Below are 14,494 nucleotides of genomic sequence, written 5' to 3'. Positions count from 1 at the left end.
AGAAGCCGAAGAACACGATGAAGCGGAAGAACTCCGCGAGATCGCGTGCCCGGGCGACCGCGTCGGCGTCGGTGTCGTCCTGGGCGTCGCCGATCTCGTCGATGGCGGTCGCGAGGCGCGCGTACACGGGCGCGTTGAGGGCGACGGAGCTGTAGAAGCCGTCCTGCACGATCTCGTAGCGATCGCGGCGGTCGCCGGGAACAGAGCGTCGGTGCACGAAACGCAGTGTCACCAGGTAGCGCACCGCCCCCGACACCGCCGCGGGGCTCACTCCGAGGCGGTCGGCGAGCTCGGCCGCCGTGTACCCCGTGGCCGGGGCCGCGACGAGCGCCATCATCACGCGGGCCGGCATCCGTGCCATGCCGGCCGCGGTCATCATGGCCGCGGCTTGCTCGGCGGGCTCAAGGGCGCGATGGGCGGGGAGCGTCATCCGTCACCGGCCAGTTCGCGGCGCCGCATGAGGGCCAGGGATGCCGCACCTCCGATGAGGACCGCGGCCACCAGCCACCACAGCCCTTGCACGTCGGTTCCCGAGCCGGTGACGGTGGGCGCCGCGGCGATCGGCGCAAGGTGCACGATCCAGTCGGGCAGCCGGTAGAGCGGGCCGAAGAGGCCGACGACCGTGGCCAGCCCGACGAGCGTCCAGCCGACGGCGAGCGTCGCCCGGGGCAGCACCGTGAGCACGAGCGCCGTGACCACGATGAACACCAGCGCGGCGACGAACTGCCCGGCGCCGACGACCACCGCGTCACCGAACAGCGACCAGTCGGGCGCGCTCTGTCCGGCCAGGCCCGCTGCCGCCCCGACGATCGCGCCGCCGACGGTCGCCGCCGCGCCGATCGTGGCGATCGCGACGTAGTCGGCCAGCCAGCGCACCCGCCCGACCGGGGTCGCGAGCAGAGCCTCGACCGTGCCGTGCGCCTCCTCCTGGCGAGCGCGCCCGACGATCTGCACGCCGCAGCAGGCAGCGAGCACACCCACGAGCGTGAAGAAGATGACGATCGCGCCGACCGCGAGCGAGCCGCCCTGCGTCAGCGCGGCGAGCAGTTGCTCGACGGACGGCAGCTGGGTCGCCGCCTGGGACAGCACCGACGACAGGCTCGTCGCGAGCAGTCCCGACACGAAGCCCCCGATCGCCCAGCCGAGGATCGCCGGCCACGTGAGCGCCCATACGAGCCCGGTCGAGCTCGACAGTGCCGCGCCGGCCGTCGCGCGCGCCCGCCGTTCGGGCAGCAGGCTCTCGCCAAGGTCGCGCACCGACTGCAGGGCGACGGATGCCGCGGCCAGCCCGGCCGCGACGAGTGCGCAGAGCGCGACCGGCCACAGGTTGTCGTCGGCCCAGGGTCGCGCGTTCTCGATCCACCCGTACGGCGAGAACCAGGCGAGCGGGGCGCTCTGGATGCGCTGGAGGTCGGCGGAGGGTGTGCCGAGCGCGTTGCCGAGCCCCGCCACCAGGTAGGCGACGAGCATCACCCACACGCCGAACGCGTTGGCGCTGCGGCCCGACGCGAAGACCTGCGCGCCGATCAGTCCGACCCCGTAGGCGAAGAACCCGAGCGCTCCGCTGCCGAGACCGGCGACGAGGCTGCCGGTGGCGGGCAGCCCGCACGCGAGGAACGCGACGGCGACGAGAGCGGCGAGCAGCGCGTTGGCGATGAGGCCGTGCACGATCGTCGCGACCAGCGGGGCGACGCGCCCGGCGGGGGTCGCGGCCACGAGCTCGGTGCGGCCGGCGTCCTCGTCGGCGCGGGTGTGGCGCACGGCCATGAAGGAGCTCATGAACGCGGCCATCATCGCGAGGAACGGGAGGATCAGGAACCCCGTGAACGCGCCGAGGTCCGCGCCCGACGGCAGCCCGCGGAACAGCATGATGACGGGGTTCGCGGCCGCGGTGGCGAGCAGGTTCACGCGGTCCGTCTCGGTGCCGTACGACCCGTTCACGGCCGAGACCGTGAACGCCGCGAGCACGGCGGTGCCGCCGATCCAGATGACGAACTGCCAGAGGTCGCGCCGCAGCCGCTGGCGCAGCAGGGTGATCATCGCGTCGACCCGGCAGTGAGGTCGTCACCGTAGTGCCGCAGGAAGAGCTCCTCGAGCGAGGGCGGCTCGATGCGCAGGCCCGTCACCCGACGGGTCGCGAGCTCGGGCAGCACGGATGCCACGGCGTCGCTGTCGACGGTGAACCGCACCCGGCCGTCGGCGACGCTCACGTCGTGGGCCTCGGCGATGCCGTCGGCGGTCGTGCCCGCCGCGTCGAACGACACCTCGGTGCGGGTCAGGTGCCGGAGGTCCGCGAGCGTGCCGGCCTCCACGACCTTCCCGGCGCGGATGATGCTCACCCGGTCGCACAGCTGCTCGACCTCGGAGAGGATGTGGCTCGAGAGCAGCACGGTGGCGCCGGCATCCTTCACCCGGGTCACCTCGCGTCGGAACACGACCTCCATGAGCGGGTCGAGACCGCTCGTCGGCTCGTCGAGGATGTAGAGCTCGGCGGGCACGCTGAAGGCCGCGATGAGTGCCACCTTCTGCCGGTTCCCCTTCGAGTAGGCGCGGCCCTTCTTGCGCGGGTCGAACGCGAACACGTGCTCGAGGCGCTCGCGCTCGGTGCGGTAGGCGGCCGAGCGGGTGTCGGCGCCGCGCAGGCGGGCGAGCACGTCGATCGACTCGCCGCCGGAGAGGTTCGGCCACACGTTCACGTCGCCCGGCACATACGCGAGTCGCCGGTGCAGTGCCACCGCGTCGCGCCACGGGTCGCGGCCGAAGACCGCCGCGGTGCCGCCGCTCGCGCGGGCAAGCCCCAGGAGGATGCGGATGGTGGTCGACTTGCCGGCCCCGTTGGGTCCGAGGAAGCCGTGGATATCGCCGGCGCCGACCGCGAGGTCGAGGCCGTCGAGGGCGTTCTGGCGCCCGTAGCGCTTCACGAGTCCGGTGGTGCGGATGACATCGCTCATGGCGCTGAAGCTACGCCGATTTCACAAAACTGTGAAGAGTGCGGACCGTGTCAATCCAGTCGCTCGATGACCGTCGCGTTCGCCATGCCCGCGCCCTCGCACATCGTCTGCAGGCCGAACCGGCCGCCCGTCGCCTCCAGCTCGCCGACGAGGGTCGTGAGCAACCGCGTGCCCGAGGAGCCGAGGGCGTGTCCCAGGGCGATCGCGCCGCCCCGCGGGTTGAGGCGCGCGGGGTCGGCGCCGGTCTCGGCGAGCCAGGCGAGCGGCACGGACGCGAACGCCTCGTTGACCTCGAACGCGTCGATGTCGTCGATCGACAGACCCGTGCGCTGCAGCACCTTCGCGGTCGCCGGGATCGGTCCCGTCAGCATCATGATCGGGTCGTCGCCGACGACCGAGAAGCCGACGAAGCGGGCGCGGGGTCGCAGCCCCAGGCGCTGTGCGGCCTCGCGCGACATGATGAGCGCGGCCGAGGCGCCGTCGGTGAGCGGCGACGAGTTGCCCGCGGTCACCCGCCAGCCGATCTGCGGGAACCGCGCCGCGATCGCCTCGTCGACGAACGACGCCGGCAGACCCGCGAGCCCGCCGGCGGTGGTCGCCGCCCGCACGGTCTCGTCGGTGCGGTGCACGACGGGGGAGCCCGCGGCATCCGTCACCGTCACCGGCACGATCTCGTCGTCGAACAGACCGGATGCCGCGGCCGCCGCGGCGCGCGCGTGGGAGAGCGCGGCGACGTCGTCGAGCTGCGCGCGCGAGAGGTTCCACTGCGCCGCGATGAGCTCGGCCGAGATGCCCTGGTGCACGAGGCCGTCGGGGTAGCGCTCCCGCAGGCGCGGTCCGAGCACGTCGCGGCCGATCGCGGAGGTGCCGAGCGGGAGGCGGCTCATCGACTCGACGCCGCAGGAGATCACGATGTCCTGGCTGCCGGAGATGATCGCCTGCGCCGCGAACGTCGCCGCCTGCTGGCTCGACCCGCACTGGCGGTCGATCGTGGTGCCGGGCACGTGCTCGGGGAAACCCGCCGCGAGCAGGGCGTTGCGGGTGACGTTGGAGGACTGCTCGCCGACCTGCGCGACGCAGCCGCCGATCACATCGTCGACGAGGGCCGGGTCGATGCCGGTGCGGTCGACGAGCGCGGTGAGCACGGTCGCGAGCAGGTCGACGGGGTGCGTGCCCGAGAGCGCTCCGCCGGGCTTTCCCCGACCCGATCCGGTGCGCACGACGTCGACGATGACGGCTTCGGCCATGGGAGCTCCTTCGCGGCAGGGCGGATGCCGCCAGCCTACGCCCGGGCGGCGCCGGCGGCGCGGGTCCCCTGCGTATACGCAGAGCGCGACCTGCTCGAACCTGCTGGCGGAATCAGGGGCTGAGTGTATACACTAACGATGGCCAGCGACGAGGGAGGAGCGGCATGCGCGCCAGCGATCACACCTACACGACCCTCCTCGATGAAATCCAGTCCGGAGCCCTCGCCCCCGGCACGGTGCTCGCCGAGCCCGCCCAGTCCGCCCGCCTCGGGGTGAGCCGCACTCCGCTGCGCGCGGCGCTCGCGCGCCTCGCCGCCGACGGCCTCGTCGCGCAGGCCTCGCCGCGCGTGACCGTCGTCACGGGGGTGGATGCCGCCGACATCCGTGCGCTCTTCGAGATCCGCCGAGCGCTGGAGGAGACCCAGGCGCGCCTCGCCGCCGAGCGCGCCGACGCGGCCGTGTTCGCGGCGTTCGCCGCCGACTTCGACCACGCCCGCCTCGAGGGCGGCGAGGGGCGGGACGCCTACTACGCGCTCATCGCCCGGTTCGACGCCGCGCTCGACGCCGCCGTCGGCAACGACTACCTGGTGGCGGCCCTGCGCACCGTGCGCACCCACCTCGTGCGCGTGCGCCGGCTCGCCCGCGACAAGCCCGAACGCCTCGCCGCCTCGGTCGCCGAGCACCGCGTCATCGCCGACGCGATCGCCCGGCGCGACGCCGACCTCGCCGCCCACGCCACGCACGTGCACCTGCACAACGCGCTCACCAGCATCCTCGCCTCGCTCGCCGCCGACGCCGCATCCGCCGACGCATCCGTCGCCGAGCCCGCCCACCCCGCCGATCAAGGAGCAGCATGACCGTCACCCACCACGTCCGCGTCTACCGCAGCGACGAAGAGCTTCCCCGCACCGACCAGCTCGCCTGGAAGATCGCCGAGGTCGCCGCCGACCCGGTCGCTGTCACCGACGAGGTGGCCGACATGATCATCAACCGCATCATCGACAACGCCGCGGTGGCCGCGGCATCCCTCACCCGCGGGCCGGTGAGTGCGGCCCGCCAGCAGGCGCTCGATCACCCGGTGTCCGTGTCGGGCCCGGGTTCCACGGTCTTCGGCTGCGCCCTCGAGCGCACGACGAGCCCCGAGTGGGCGGCCTGGGCCAACGGGGTCGCGGTGCGCGAGCTCGACTACCACGACACCTTCCTCGCCGCCGAGTACTCGCACCCCGGCGACAACATCCCGCCGATCCTCGCCGTCGCCCAGCACGTCGGCGCGACCGGCGCACAGCTGCTGCGCGGCATCGCCACCGGGTACGAGATCCAGATCGACCTCGTGCGCGCCATCTCGCTGCACAAGCACAAGATCGACCACGTCGCCCATCTCGGCCCCTCCGCTGCGGCAGGCATCGGCAGCCTTCTCGGCCTGCCGGTCGAGACGATCTACCAGGCCGTCGGCCAGGCGCTGCACACCACCACCGCGACCCGGCAGTCCCGCAAGGGCGAGATCTCCACGTGGAAGGCCCACGCCCCCGCCTTCGCCGGCAAGATGGCCGTCGAGGCGGTCGACCGCGCGATGCGCGGCGAGACCAGCCCGGCGCCGATCTACGAGGGCGAGGACGGCGTGATCGCATGGCTCCTCGACGGGAAGGATGCCGCCTACGACGTGCCGCTCCCCGACCGCGGCGAGGCGAAGCGGGCCATCCTCGACTCGTACACGAAGGAGCACTCCGCCGAGTACCAGGCGCAGGCGTGGATCGACCTCGCCCGCAAGCTCGGCACCGCGCGGCCCGAACTGCGCGACCCCGAGAACATCGAGGCGATCGTGCTGCACACCAGCCACCACACGCACTACGTGATCGGCTCGGGCGCGAACGACCCGCAGAAGTACGACCCTGCGGCCTCCCGCGAGACCCTCGACCACTCGATCCCCTACATCTTCACGGTCGCCCTGCAGGATGCCGCGTGGCACCACGTCGACTCCTACCTGCCGGCGCGCGCGGCCCGCCCTGACACGGTGGCGCTGTGGCACAAGGTCACCACCGCTGAGGACGCCGAGTGGACCCGCCGCTACCACTCGGAGGACCCCGACGAGAAGGCGTTCGGCGGCCGCGTGGAGATCCGCCTCGCGAACGGCGAGACGATCGTCGACGAGATCGCCGTGGCCGATGCCCACCCGCTCGGCGCCCGCCCCTTCACCCGCCCCGACTACGTCGCGAAGTTCCGGCTGCTCGCCGAGCCCGTGCTCACCGCCGACGAGATCGAGCGCTTCCTCGACCTCGCCGAGCGCCTGCCCGAGCTGACCCCGGCCGAGGTGCGCGAGCTGTCGATCGTCGCGGCCCCCGGCGTGCTCGCCTCCGCCCCCGCCCCGAAGGGACTCTTCTGATGCTGTACAGCCAGACCCCCGCCGCCGAGAAGCGGCGCCTGTTCCGCGAGCGGCTGGCCACCGGCGAGCTGCTGCGGTTCCCGGGCGCGTTCAACCCGCTCTCGGCCCGGCTCATCGAGCGCAAGGGCTTCGAGGGCGTCTACATCTCGGGTGCGGTGCTCTCCGCCGACCTCGGGCTGCCCGACATCGGCCTCACGACCCTCACCGAGGTCGCCGGCCGCGGCCAGCAGATCGCCCGCATGACCGAGCTGCCGGCGATCATCGACGCCGACACCGGCTTCGGCGAGCCCATGAACGTGGCCCGCACGATCCAGACCCTCGAGGACGCCGGCATCGCCGGCACCCACATCGAGGACCAGATCAACCCCAAGCGGTGCGGTCACCTCGACGGCAAGGCGGTCGTCGACCAGGACACCGCGATCAAGCGCATCCGCGCGGCATCCGATGCCCGTCGCGACCCGAACTTCCTCATCATGGCGCGCACCGACATCCGTGCCGTCGAGGGGCTCGATGCCGCGATCGACCGCGCCAAGGCGCTCGTCGACGCCGGGGCCGACGCGATCTTCCCCGAGGCGATGCGCGACCTCGGCGAGTTCGAGGCGGTGCGCAACGCCGTCGACGTGCCGATCCTCGCCAACATGACCGAGTTCGGCAAGAGCGACCTGTTCAGCGTCGACCAGCTGCGGGACGTGGGGGTGAACATCGTCATCTGGCCGGTGTCGCTGCTGCGCATCGCCATGGGTGCCGCGGGCCGTGCGCTCGACACCCTCGTCGACGACGGCCACCTCACGTCGAAGCTCGGCGAGATGCAGCATCGCGCCGACCTCTACGACCTGGTGGACTACGAGGACTACAACCACTTCGACACCTCGGTGTTCAACTTCCAGATCACCCGCTGACGTCCGCGAAGGAGCAGACATGTCCGAGATCGAGATCAAGAAGGGCCTCGCCGGGGTCACGGTCGACTACACCGCGATCAGCAAGGTCAACCCCGACACCAACAGCCTGCTGTACCGCGGCTACCCGGTGCAGGAGCTCGCGGCGACCCAGTCGTTCGAGTCCGTCGCCCTGCTGCTGTGGAACGGCGACCTGCCGGATGCCGCGGCCCTCGCCGCCTTCGAGGGGTTCGAGCGCGCGCACCGCGGGCTCGACGCCGACGTGAAGACGGTGATCGACCTGCTGCCGCTCGAGTCCCACCCGATGGACGTCGTGCGCACCGCGGTGTCGGTCATCGGCGCGCAGGATGCCGCGGCATCCGACACCTCGCCCGCCGCCGACCTCGCCAAGGCGCAGCTGCTGTTCGCGAAGATCCCCGCGATCGTCGCCTACGACCAGCGCCGCCGCCGCGGTCAGCAGCCGGTGCCGCCGCGGGACGACCTCGGCTACGCGGCGAACTTCCTGTGGATGACGTTCGGCGAAGAGCCGGCCGACATCGTCGTCGACGCGTTCAACGTGTCGATGATCCTGTACGCGGAGCACTCGTTCAACGCCTCGACGTTCACCTCACGGGTGATCACGTCGACCACCTCCGACCTCTACTCTGCGGTCGTCGGTGCGATCGGTGCGCTCAAGGGCGCCCTGCACGGCGGGGCCAACGAGGCCGTCATGCACATCTTCGACGAGGTCGGCACGGCAGACAACGTCGGGCCCTGGCTCGACGAGGCCCTCGCCGCGAAGCGCAAGATCATGGGCTTCGGGCACCGGGTCTACAAGAAGGGCGACTCGCGCGTGCCGACCATGAAGGCCGCCCTCGACGACCTCGTGGAGTACTACGACGCCCGTGACCTCGCCGCGCTCTACGACACCCTCGAGAGCGAGTTCGTGGCCCGCAAGGGCATCTACCCGAACCTCGACTACCCGTCGGGCCCGGCCTACCACCTCATCGGATTCGACACCCTCACCTTCACGCCGCTGTTCGTCGCGGCGCGCATCGTGGGCTGGACGGCTCACATCATCGAGCAGACCGCCGCCAACGCGCTCATCCGTCCGCTGTCGGCCTACAACGGTCCCGACGAGCGGCACATCGACGGCTACGTCGCCTCGGCGGCCGACCGTGCGGCGGCGAGCCGCGAGGCGGAGTCCGCCGACTGACGTGGACATGACGAGGGGGTGGATGCCGCGGCATCCACCCCCTCGTCATGTGATCAGTGCGCTCGTCGCCGGCGCGTCATCAACAGCAGCACGGCGCCGCCGAGCAGCGCTGCCCCGGCGAGGACGAGCAGCCCCGAGAGGTCCGGAGCGCCGGTGCGCGGGAGCGTCGCGGCCGGATCGGCGATGGTGATGCCCTGGGACAGCGTCACCGCGGTGCCGTCGGCCGAGGTTCCCGTCACGATCACCGTGTGCGACCCCGTCACGCCCGAGGGGAGCGCGGTCGTGAGCGTCGCGACACCGGTGGACGAGACCGTGACGGTACCGAGCACGATGGGGTTCGAGTGCAGCACGAACGTCGCATCGGTTCCGGGCAGCAGCCCGGACGCGGTGAAGGTCTGGTCGCTGCCCGTCGTCACCGGGCCCGAGGGGACGGTGAGCGCCGACGCCGGTGCGGTGGTGACGACGATCGACACCACCACGGGAACCGCGTGGCTGTAGGCCGCGTCACCCGCTTGGATCAGCCCGACCACACAGGTGCCCGGAGTGAGGAGGCTGATGGTGAGTCCGCTGACGGAGCACGCTCCGGGGTCGCCGGCGTCGCCCAGCTCTGCCGTGACCGGGAGACCCGAGGTGGCGGTGGCCGCGAGGGTCACGGTCGTCCCGGTGTACCCCGACTCCGGTGCGCCGACGACCGAGATCGTCTGCGAGCCGTGCGGCGTGAGCCGCCCGCGGTAGAACACGGACGCTCCGTTGCCCGCCGACGTCACCGGAACGACGGCGACGGTGTAGGCCGTGCCGTTGACGAGGCCCGTGATCGTGCACGGCGACCCTGCGCAGCTGATCGTGACGGGTGCCGTGCCGCCGCGAGCGGTCACCGAGTACGACAGGATCGGCGCGCCACCGGTGTTCACCGGAGGAGCGAACGCGATGCTCACGGTCGTGTCGCCGGACCAGCCCTCGCTCAACCGCACGGCGTCGGAGGCGACGGCCGTGATCGAGAACGTCTGATCCACCTCGGGAGCAGGCGCCGTCGCGTCATCGCCGTCCTGGTGCGCGGCGATGGTGCAGTCGCCCGCGCTCACGGGAGTCAGTCCGCCCGCACGGGTCACCGTGCACACGTCCGGGGTGAGTGTCGTGAACGTCACCGGAAGGTCCGAGGTGGCTCGAGCCATGAGATTGGCCGTCATCGTGAAGGGAAGGCTCCCCGGGTTCGCGAACTCGATCGTCTGCGTGGCGAGCGGAGTCACGGTTCCTTCGTATTGCGCCGCGGGGCCGGTGTTCAGCTCGTTCTGGGCGGCGACCGAGACCTCGTAGGCAGATCCGTTCACGAGCCCGCTGACGGTGCACGGGGACGCATCGCATTCCTGGGAGCGCTGGCCCGCGGAGACGAGGTATCCGACGATCGGGCTGCGGCCGGTCTCGGTCGGCGGAGTGAACGACACCGTGACGGACCCCGACGCCGTGGTCACCGAGGTGATGGTCGGGGCGCCCGGCGTGCCCGGGTCGACCTGGAAGCTGCGCTCGACCGTCGTCGCCGGAAGGAACGCGTCGTTACCGGCCTGGTCCGCGTCGATCGTGCACGTGCCGTTCGCGTGGAACGTCGTGACGCCCGAGGGGGTGACGGTGCAGACGGCGTCCGTGGTGCTGGAGAAGCTCACCGGCAGATCGGAGTCCGACGTGGCCACCGCCGTGAACGGGGTGCCGTAGGTCTGGGTCTCCGGCTGCGCGAAAGTGATCGACTGCTCAGCCGCCGGGGTGACCGACGACGAGGCGCTCGAGGCGGGACTCGTGCCTGCGAGGTTCGAGGCAGTGACGGTGAACGTGTACGGTGTGCCGTTGGTCAGCCCGCTCACCGTGCAGGGGGAGCTGGAGCATCCGACACTCGTCAATCCTCCGGGCGAGGACGTCACTGTGTACGCCGTGATCGGAAGCCCGCCCGTGTTCGCGGGCGCGTGGAAGGAGACAGTCGCGGACGCGTCGCCGGCTGTCGCGCTGACGTTCGTCGGGGCCACAGGCGCCGACGGCACCTGGGCGACTGCGACGTCGTCGACGCGCACGTAGGTCGATGCCCCCGAGGCGGACAGCACAATGCGCGGCGTGCCGCTGGCGGCGGTCGTGAAGTTGACCATGCTGAAGCTCCACCCGGAAGCGTAGGTGTCCTCGCTCGTCTTCTTGACCGCGTACTGCGTGCCTCCGACGACCCCGTCGACGTAGGCGTCGAAGGTGCCGGAACTGTCCGGGATGGACTCCGGAGTCACAACACCGCCGTACCACCAGACGCCGAACTGGTAGGTGCTCGACGGCTGCAGGTGGGGCAGCGACTGCGTGACCGTGTCGGGGTCGTTCCCGCCCGCCGGTTGGAAGACGAGCACCCCGCTGCCCGAATGCGGGAGCTCGGTCGTCGGGCCGAGCGTGAGCGCCGACTCCGATCCGTCGCCGAAGGTGACTCCCCATCCCGGCACGATCTCGTCGCCGACGGGCGCCTGTTCGAAACCGCAGTTGTCGACGAGATTGGGCGGCAACGCCGTGCAATCCCGATAGGGCGCCGCGTTCTGCGCCAGTGCGGGCGCGGCCACGATGGGCGCCGCCGCGATCAGAGAGCCCAGCAGCGCGCCGAGCGCGACGACCGAGCCCATGACACTCTTGCGAGTCATGAGTTCCACCCCTTTGTGCGGCCCCCGCCGCGTTCTCTCGCGACCCCCGTCGCGAACGGACAAGCTGATGCCCAACAATCGCCCCACGCGATCGCCGCTGATCATAGGGGCTTGCGCTATCAGTTCGTTCACAGGTTTTGCAGGCCCGATTCCGCACCATCTCATCGATGGCTCATCGGCGCTCGCCATCCCACGTTCGGCGCGGCAGGATCGAAGATGTGCGCACCGATGAGGGTGCCCCGCAGACGGGAGGACCCATGGCCGAGTACGAGACGATCCTGGTCGAGCGCCGAGGGCGCGTCGGGTGGATCACCCTGAACCGCCCGCACGCGCTCAACGCGCTGAACGCCCAGCTCGCGAGCGAGCTGGGGGCGGCGGCATCCGATTTCGACGCCGATGACCAGATCGGATGCATCGTCATCACCGGCTCCGAGCGGGCCTTCGCCGCCGGCGCCGACATCAAGGAGATGGCCGACAAGACGCCGCTGGAGATGGAGCAGGGGAACCCCTTCGCGGGACTCGAGCGCCTCTCGCAGCTGCGCACGCCGCTCGTCGCGGCGGTCGCGGGCTTCGCCCTCGGCGGCGGGTGCGAGCTCGCGATGACGTGCGACATCATCCTCGCGGCCGACACCGCCCGCTTCGGGCAGCCTGAGATCAACCTGGGCGTGATTCCGGGGCTCGGCGGCACGCAGCGGCTGCCGCGCGCGGTCGGCGCGTACAAGGCGGCCGATCTCGTGCTCACGGCGCGCACGATCGACGCGGTCGAGGCGGAACGTGCGGGCCTCGCCTCCCGGGTCGTTCCCGCCGCCGAGCTGCTCGAGGTGGCTCAGACGGTCGCCGACGAGATCGCGGCGAAGTCGCTGCCGGTCGTCTACGCGGCGAAGGAGGCGCTGCGCGTCGCGCGCGAGTCGACCTTGACCGAGGGACTGCGGTTCGAGCGCCGGGTGTTCGTCTCGCTGTTCGGGCTTGAGGACCAGAAGGAGGGCATGACCGCCTTCCGTGAGAAGCGTGCGCCCGAGTTCCATCATCGGTGAGACTCAGTGTCATCGTTCGCCGTGATTCCGTTAGACTCTGCGATGGCGTAAGGAGTGCCCCGTGAAGATCGTCGTGCTGGTCAAAGAAGTCCCCGACACCTACGGTGACCGCAAGCTGTCTCTCGAGACCGGGCTCGCGGATCGCGCCGCGAGCGATGCGGTCATCGACGAGATCGGTGAGCGTGCCCTCGAGGTCGCGCTGAGCTACGCCGACAAGAACCCGGGCACCGAGGTCGTCGTGCTCTCGGTCACCCCCGAGTCGGCCACCGCGTCGGTGCGCAAGGCCCTCGCGATGGGGGCGGCGTCGGCCGTGCAGGTCGTCGATGAGGCCCTGCTCGGCGCAGACCTCGGCCTCACCGCCGAGGTGCTCGCCGCCGCCGTGCGCAAGGCGGGCTTCGACCTCGTCATCGCCGGAAACCAGTCGACCGACGGCTCGGGCGGTGTCATCGCCTCGATGCTCGGCGAGCTGCTCGACGTGCCGGCGGCCACCAGCCTCAGCACGGTCGAGATCGGCGACGGCGTCGTCACCGGCGAGCGGGCGATCGACGGCGCGACCACCACGGTCTCGGCGACCCTGCCCGCCGTCATCTCCATCACCGAGCGCCTGCCCGACGCCCGTTTCCCGAACTTCAAGGGCATCATGGCGGCCAAGAAGAAGCCGTACGAGACCTGGAGCCTCGCGGACCTCGACGTCGACGCGACGGATGCCGCGGCATCCCGATCGATCGTCATCGCGATCTCGGAGAAGCCGGCCCGCGCGGCCGGGACCAGGATCGTCGACGAGGGCGACGCCGGCACCAAGCTCGCCGAATACCTGATCTCGAACCGACTGGCCTGAGGAAGACGACGATGACCGACTTCGCGCCCGACACCATCCTCGTGCTGCTCGACGTGACCCCGTCGGGGGAGCTCGCCAGCTCGTCCGCCGGACTCCTCGGCGCCGCCGCCCAGGTGGGCACCCCCGTCGCGCTCGTCGTGCACGAGAACGCCGAACTGGCCGCGGACGCCGCGGCTCTCGGGGCGACCGCCGTGCTCTCCGTGCCGACCACCCCCGACACCGTCGGGGTGCAGGTGGCCGACGCGCTCGCCGCCGCCGCGGCGCTCGTGCAGCCCGACGCCGTGCTCGTGTCCCACTCCCTCGACGGCCGCGACGCCGCCGCCCGCTTCGCCGCCCGCACCCGCTCGGCGCTCGCCGTCGACGCGGTCGGCGTCTCGCGCGACGCCGAGGGCGTCGTCGCCCACCACTCCGTCTACGGCGGCGCATACAACGTCGACTCGGCCGCCACGTTCGGCGCGCCGGTCATCACGGTGCGTCAGGGGGCGATCGACGCGCGCGCCGAGGCGCAGACCGTCCAGAGCGTCGCCCTCGAGGTCGCCGCATCGGGTAGGGCCGCGGCATCCGTCACCGCCGTCGAGCCGGCGCAGGCCACGTCGAGCCGGCCCGAGCTGCGCGGCGCCGCCAAGGTCGTCTCGGGCGGCCGGGGCATCGGATCGGGCGAGAACTTCGCGCTCGTCGACCAGCTCGCCGATGTGCTGGGCGCCGCGGTCGGCGCCTCCCGCGCGGCCGTCGACGCCGGCTACGTGCCCCAGTCGTACCAGGTCGGCCAGACCGGGGTGTCGGTCTCGCCGCAGCTGTACATCGCGCTCGGCATCTCCGGGGCGATCCAGCACAAGGCCGGTATGCAGACCGCCAAGACGATCGTCGCGATCAATAAGGACGGCGACGCCCCGATCTTCGACATCGCCGATTTCGGTATCGTCGGCGACGTGTTCACGGTCGTGCCCCAGCTGATCAGCGCCCTCGAGGCGCGGAAGGCCTGAGCGTGGCGACCTACGCGCGCACGGTGCGCCGCGGGCTGCCGCGCACGCCCGGTGGCGACCCCTGGCCGCCCGCGGGCGAGGCCCCGATCGACGCGGCCGTCGCGGTGACGGATGCCGCGGCCCCCTCGGTCGCGGCGGTCTCGGGTGTCGCGGCCCCGACCGCGGAGGCGCGAGCCCTAACTCCGGAGAATTCGCCGTCTGCTGGGCTGCCGACCGCCTCCGACCCGATTTCTCCGGAGATCGCGCACGGTGCCCCGGCTGCCGCCGTCCCCGCCGCCGGCGCTGCCCCCGCGGCGTCGGCTGCCGCATCGGCGCC

At 71.7% G+C, this 14,494-nt stretch carries 12 protein-coding genes and 1 pseudogene; 8 read left to right on the top strand and 5 right to left on the bottom strand.

The window, feature by feature from the left end:
• The 4 genes from ABT08_RS09370 to ABT08_RS09355 form a co-directional block, all read right to left on the bottom strand.
• On the bottom strand, positions 1 to 430 hold a 430-nt coding region (locus ABT08_RS09370; RefSeq protein ID WP_288114789.1), incomplete at its 3' end, for a GbsR/MarR family transcriptional regulator.
• Entirely contained in the window at positions 427 to 2,040 is a 1,614-nt protein-coding gene (locus ABT08_RS09365) for an ABC transporter permease (protein ID WP_288114788.1), read from the bottom strand. The genes ABT08_RS09365 and ABT08_RS09370, both read right to left, overlap by 4 nt.
• Positions 2,037 to 2,951: an ABC transporter ATP-binding protein gene (locus tag ABT08_RS09360; RefSeq protein WP_056209794.1), complete on the bottom strand. Its 915-nt coding sequence runs from the start codon at positions 2,949 to 2,951 to the stop codon at positions 2,037 to 2,039. The genes ABT08_RS09365 and ABT08_RS09360 overlap by 4 nt, the downstream gene beginning before the upstream one ends.
• Before the next feature lie 50 nt (positions 2,952 to 3,001).
• Positions 3,002 to 4,198 carry a thiolase family protein gene (locus ABT08_RS09355; protein ID WP_056519761.1) on the bottom strand — a complete coding sequence of 399 codons (1,197 nt, stop codon included), beginning with the start codon at positions 4,196 to 4,198 and terminating at the stop codon, positions 3,002 to 3,004.
• A gap of 164 nt (positions 4,199 to 4,362) precedes the next feature.
• Here ABT08_RS09355 and ABT08_RS09350 point away from each other — a divergent pair, with 164 nt between their 5' ends.
• From ABT08_RS09350 to ABT08_RS09335, 4 genes are read left to right on the top strand one after another with little or no spacing between them, the layout of a single operon-like run.
• Positions 4,363 to 5,055: a GntR family transcriptional regulator gene (locus ABT08_RS09350; protein ID WP_288114787.1), complete on the top strand. Its 693-nt coding sequence runs from the start codon at positions 4,363 to 4,365 to the stop codon at positions 5,053 to 5,055.
• On the top strand, positions 5,052 to 6,578 hold the full coding sequence (locus ABT08_RS09345) for an MmgE/PrpD family protein (protein ID WP_056209800.1): 1,527 nt from the start codon (positions 5,052 to 5,054) through the stop codon (positions 6,576 to 6,578). Before ABT08_RS09350 ends, ABT08_RS09345 begins: the two co-directional genes overlap by 4 nt.
• Positions 6,578 to 7,477 (top strand): methylisocitrate lyase, encoded by a 900-nt coding sequence (gene prpB, locus ABT08_RS09340; protein ID WP_056209803.1) that lies wholly within the window; start codon positions 6,578 to 6,580, stop codon positions 7,475 to 7,477. Before ABT08_RS09345 ends, prpB begins: the two co-directional genes overlap by 1 nt.
• Before the next feature lie 19 nt (positions 7,478 to 7,496).
• Complete coding sequence (locus ABT08_RS09335) at positions 7,497 to 8,669, top strand: bifunctional 2-methylcitrate synthase/citrate synthase (RefSeq protein ID WP_273204276.1); 1,173 nt, start codon at positions 7,497 to 7,499, stop codon at positions 8,667 to 8,669.
• A 53-nt stretch (positions 8,670 to 8,722) separates the two neighbouring features.
• Here the strand turns inward: ABT08_RS09335 and ABT08_RS09330 are convergent, their stop codons facing one another.
• Complete coding sequence (locus ABT08_RS09330) at positions 8,723 to 11,323, bottom strand: fibronectin type III domain-containing protein (protein WP_162237864.1); 2,601 nt, start codon at positions 11,321 to 11,323, stop codon at positions 8,723 to 8,725.
• 257 nt (positions 11,324 to 11,580) lie between these two features.
• Between ABT08_RS09330 and ABT08_RS09325 the strand changes: the two genes are divergently transcribed.
• The 4 genes and pseudogenes from ABT08_RS09325 to ABT08_RS09310 all read left to right on the top strand — a co-directional run.
• Positions 11,581 to 12,357 (top strand): enoyl-CoA hydratase-related protein, encoded by a 777-nt coding sequence (locus ABT08_RS09325; protein ID WP_056209868.1) that lies wholly within the window; start codon positions 11,581 to 11,583, stop codon positions 12,355 to 12,357.
• A gap of 61 nt (positions 12,358 to 12,418) precedes the next feature.
• Positions 12,419 to 13,195 carry an electron transfer flavoprotein subunit beta/FixA family protein gene (locus ABT08_RS09320; protein WP_056519752.1) on the top strand — a complete coding sequence of 259 codons (777 nt, stop codon included), beginning with the start codon at positions 12,419 to 12,421 and terminating at the stop codon, positions 13,193 to 13,195.
• 11 nt (positions 13,196 to 13,206) lie between these two features.
• On the top strand, positions 13,207 to 14,178 hold the full coding sequence (locus ABT08_RS09315) for an electron transfer flavoprotein subunit alpha/FixB family protein (protein WP_288114786.1): 972 nt from the start codon (positions 13,207 to 13,209) through the stop codon (positions 14,176 to 14,178).
• A gap of 2 nt (positions 14,179 to 14,180) precedes the next feature.
• A pseudogene (locus ABT08_RS09310) lies at positions 14,181 to 14,494 on the top strand (cytochrome b/b6 domain-containing protein); the annotation flags it as partial.

It is taken from the genome of Microbacterium sp. SCN 71-21, from assembly GCF_001725695.1.
In the GTDB taxonomy this organism is placed as follows: Bacteria; Actinomycetota; Actinomycetes; order Actinomycetales; family Microbacteriaceae; genus Microbacterium; species Microbacterium ginsengisoli.
This window is presented reverse-complemented; position numbering and strand designations above follow the sequence as displayed.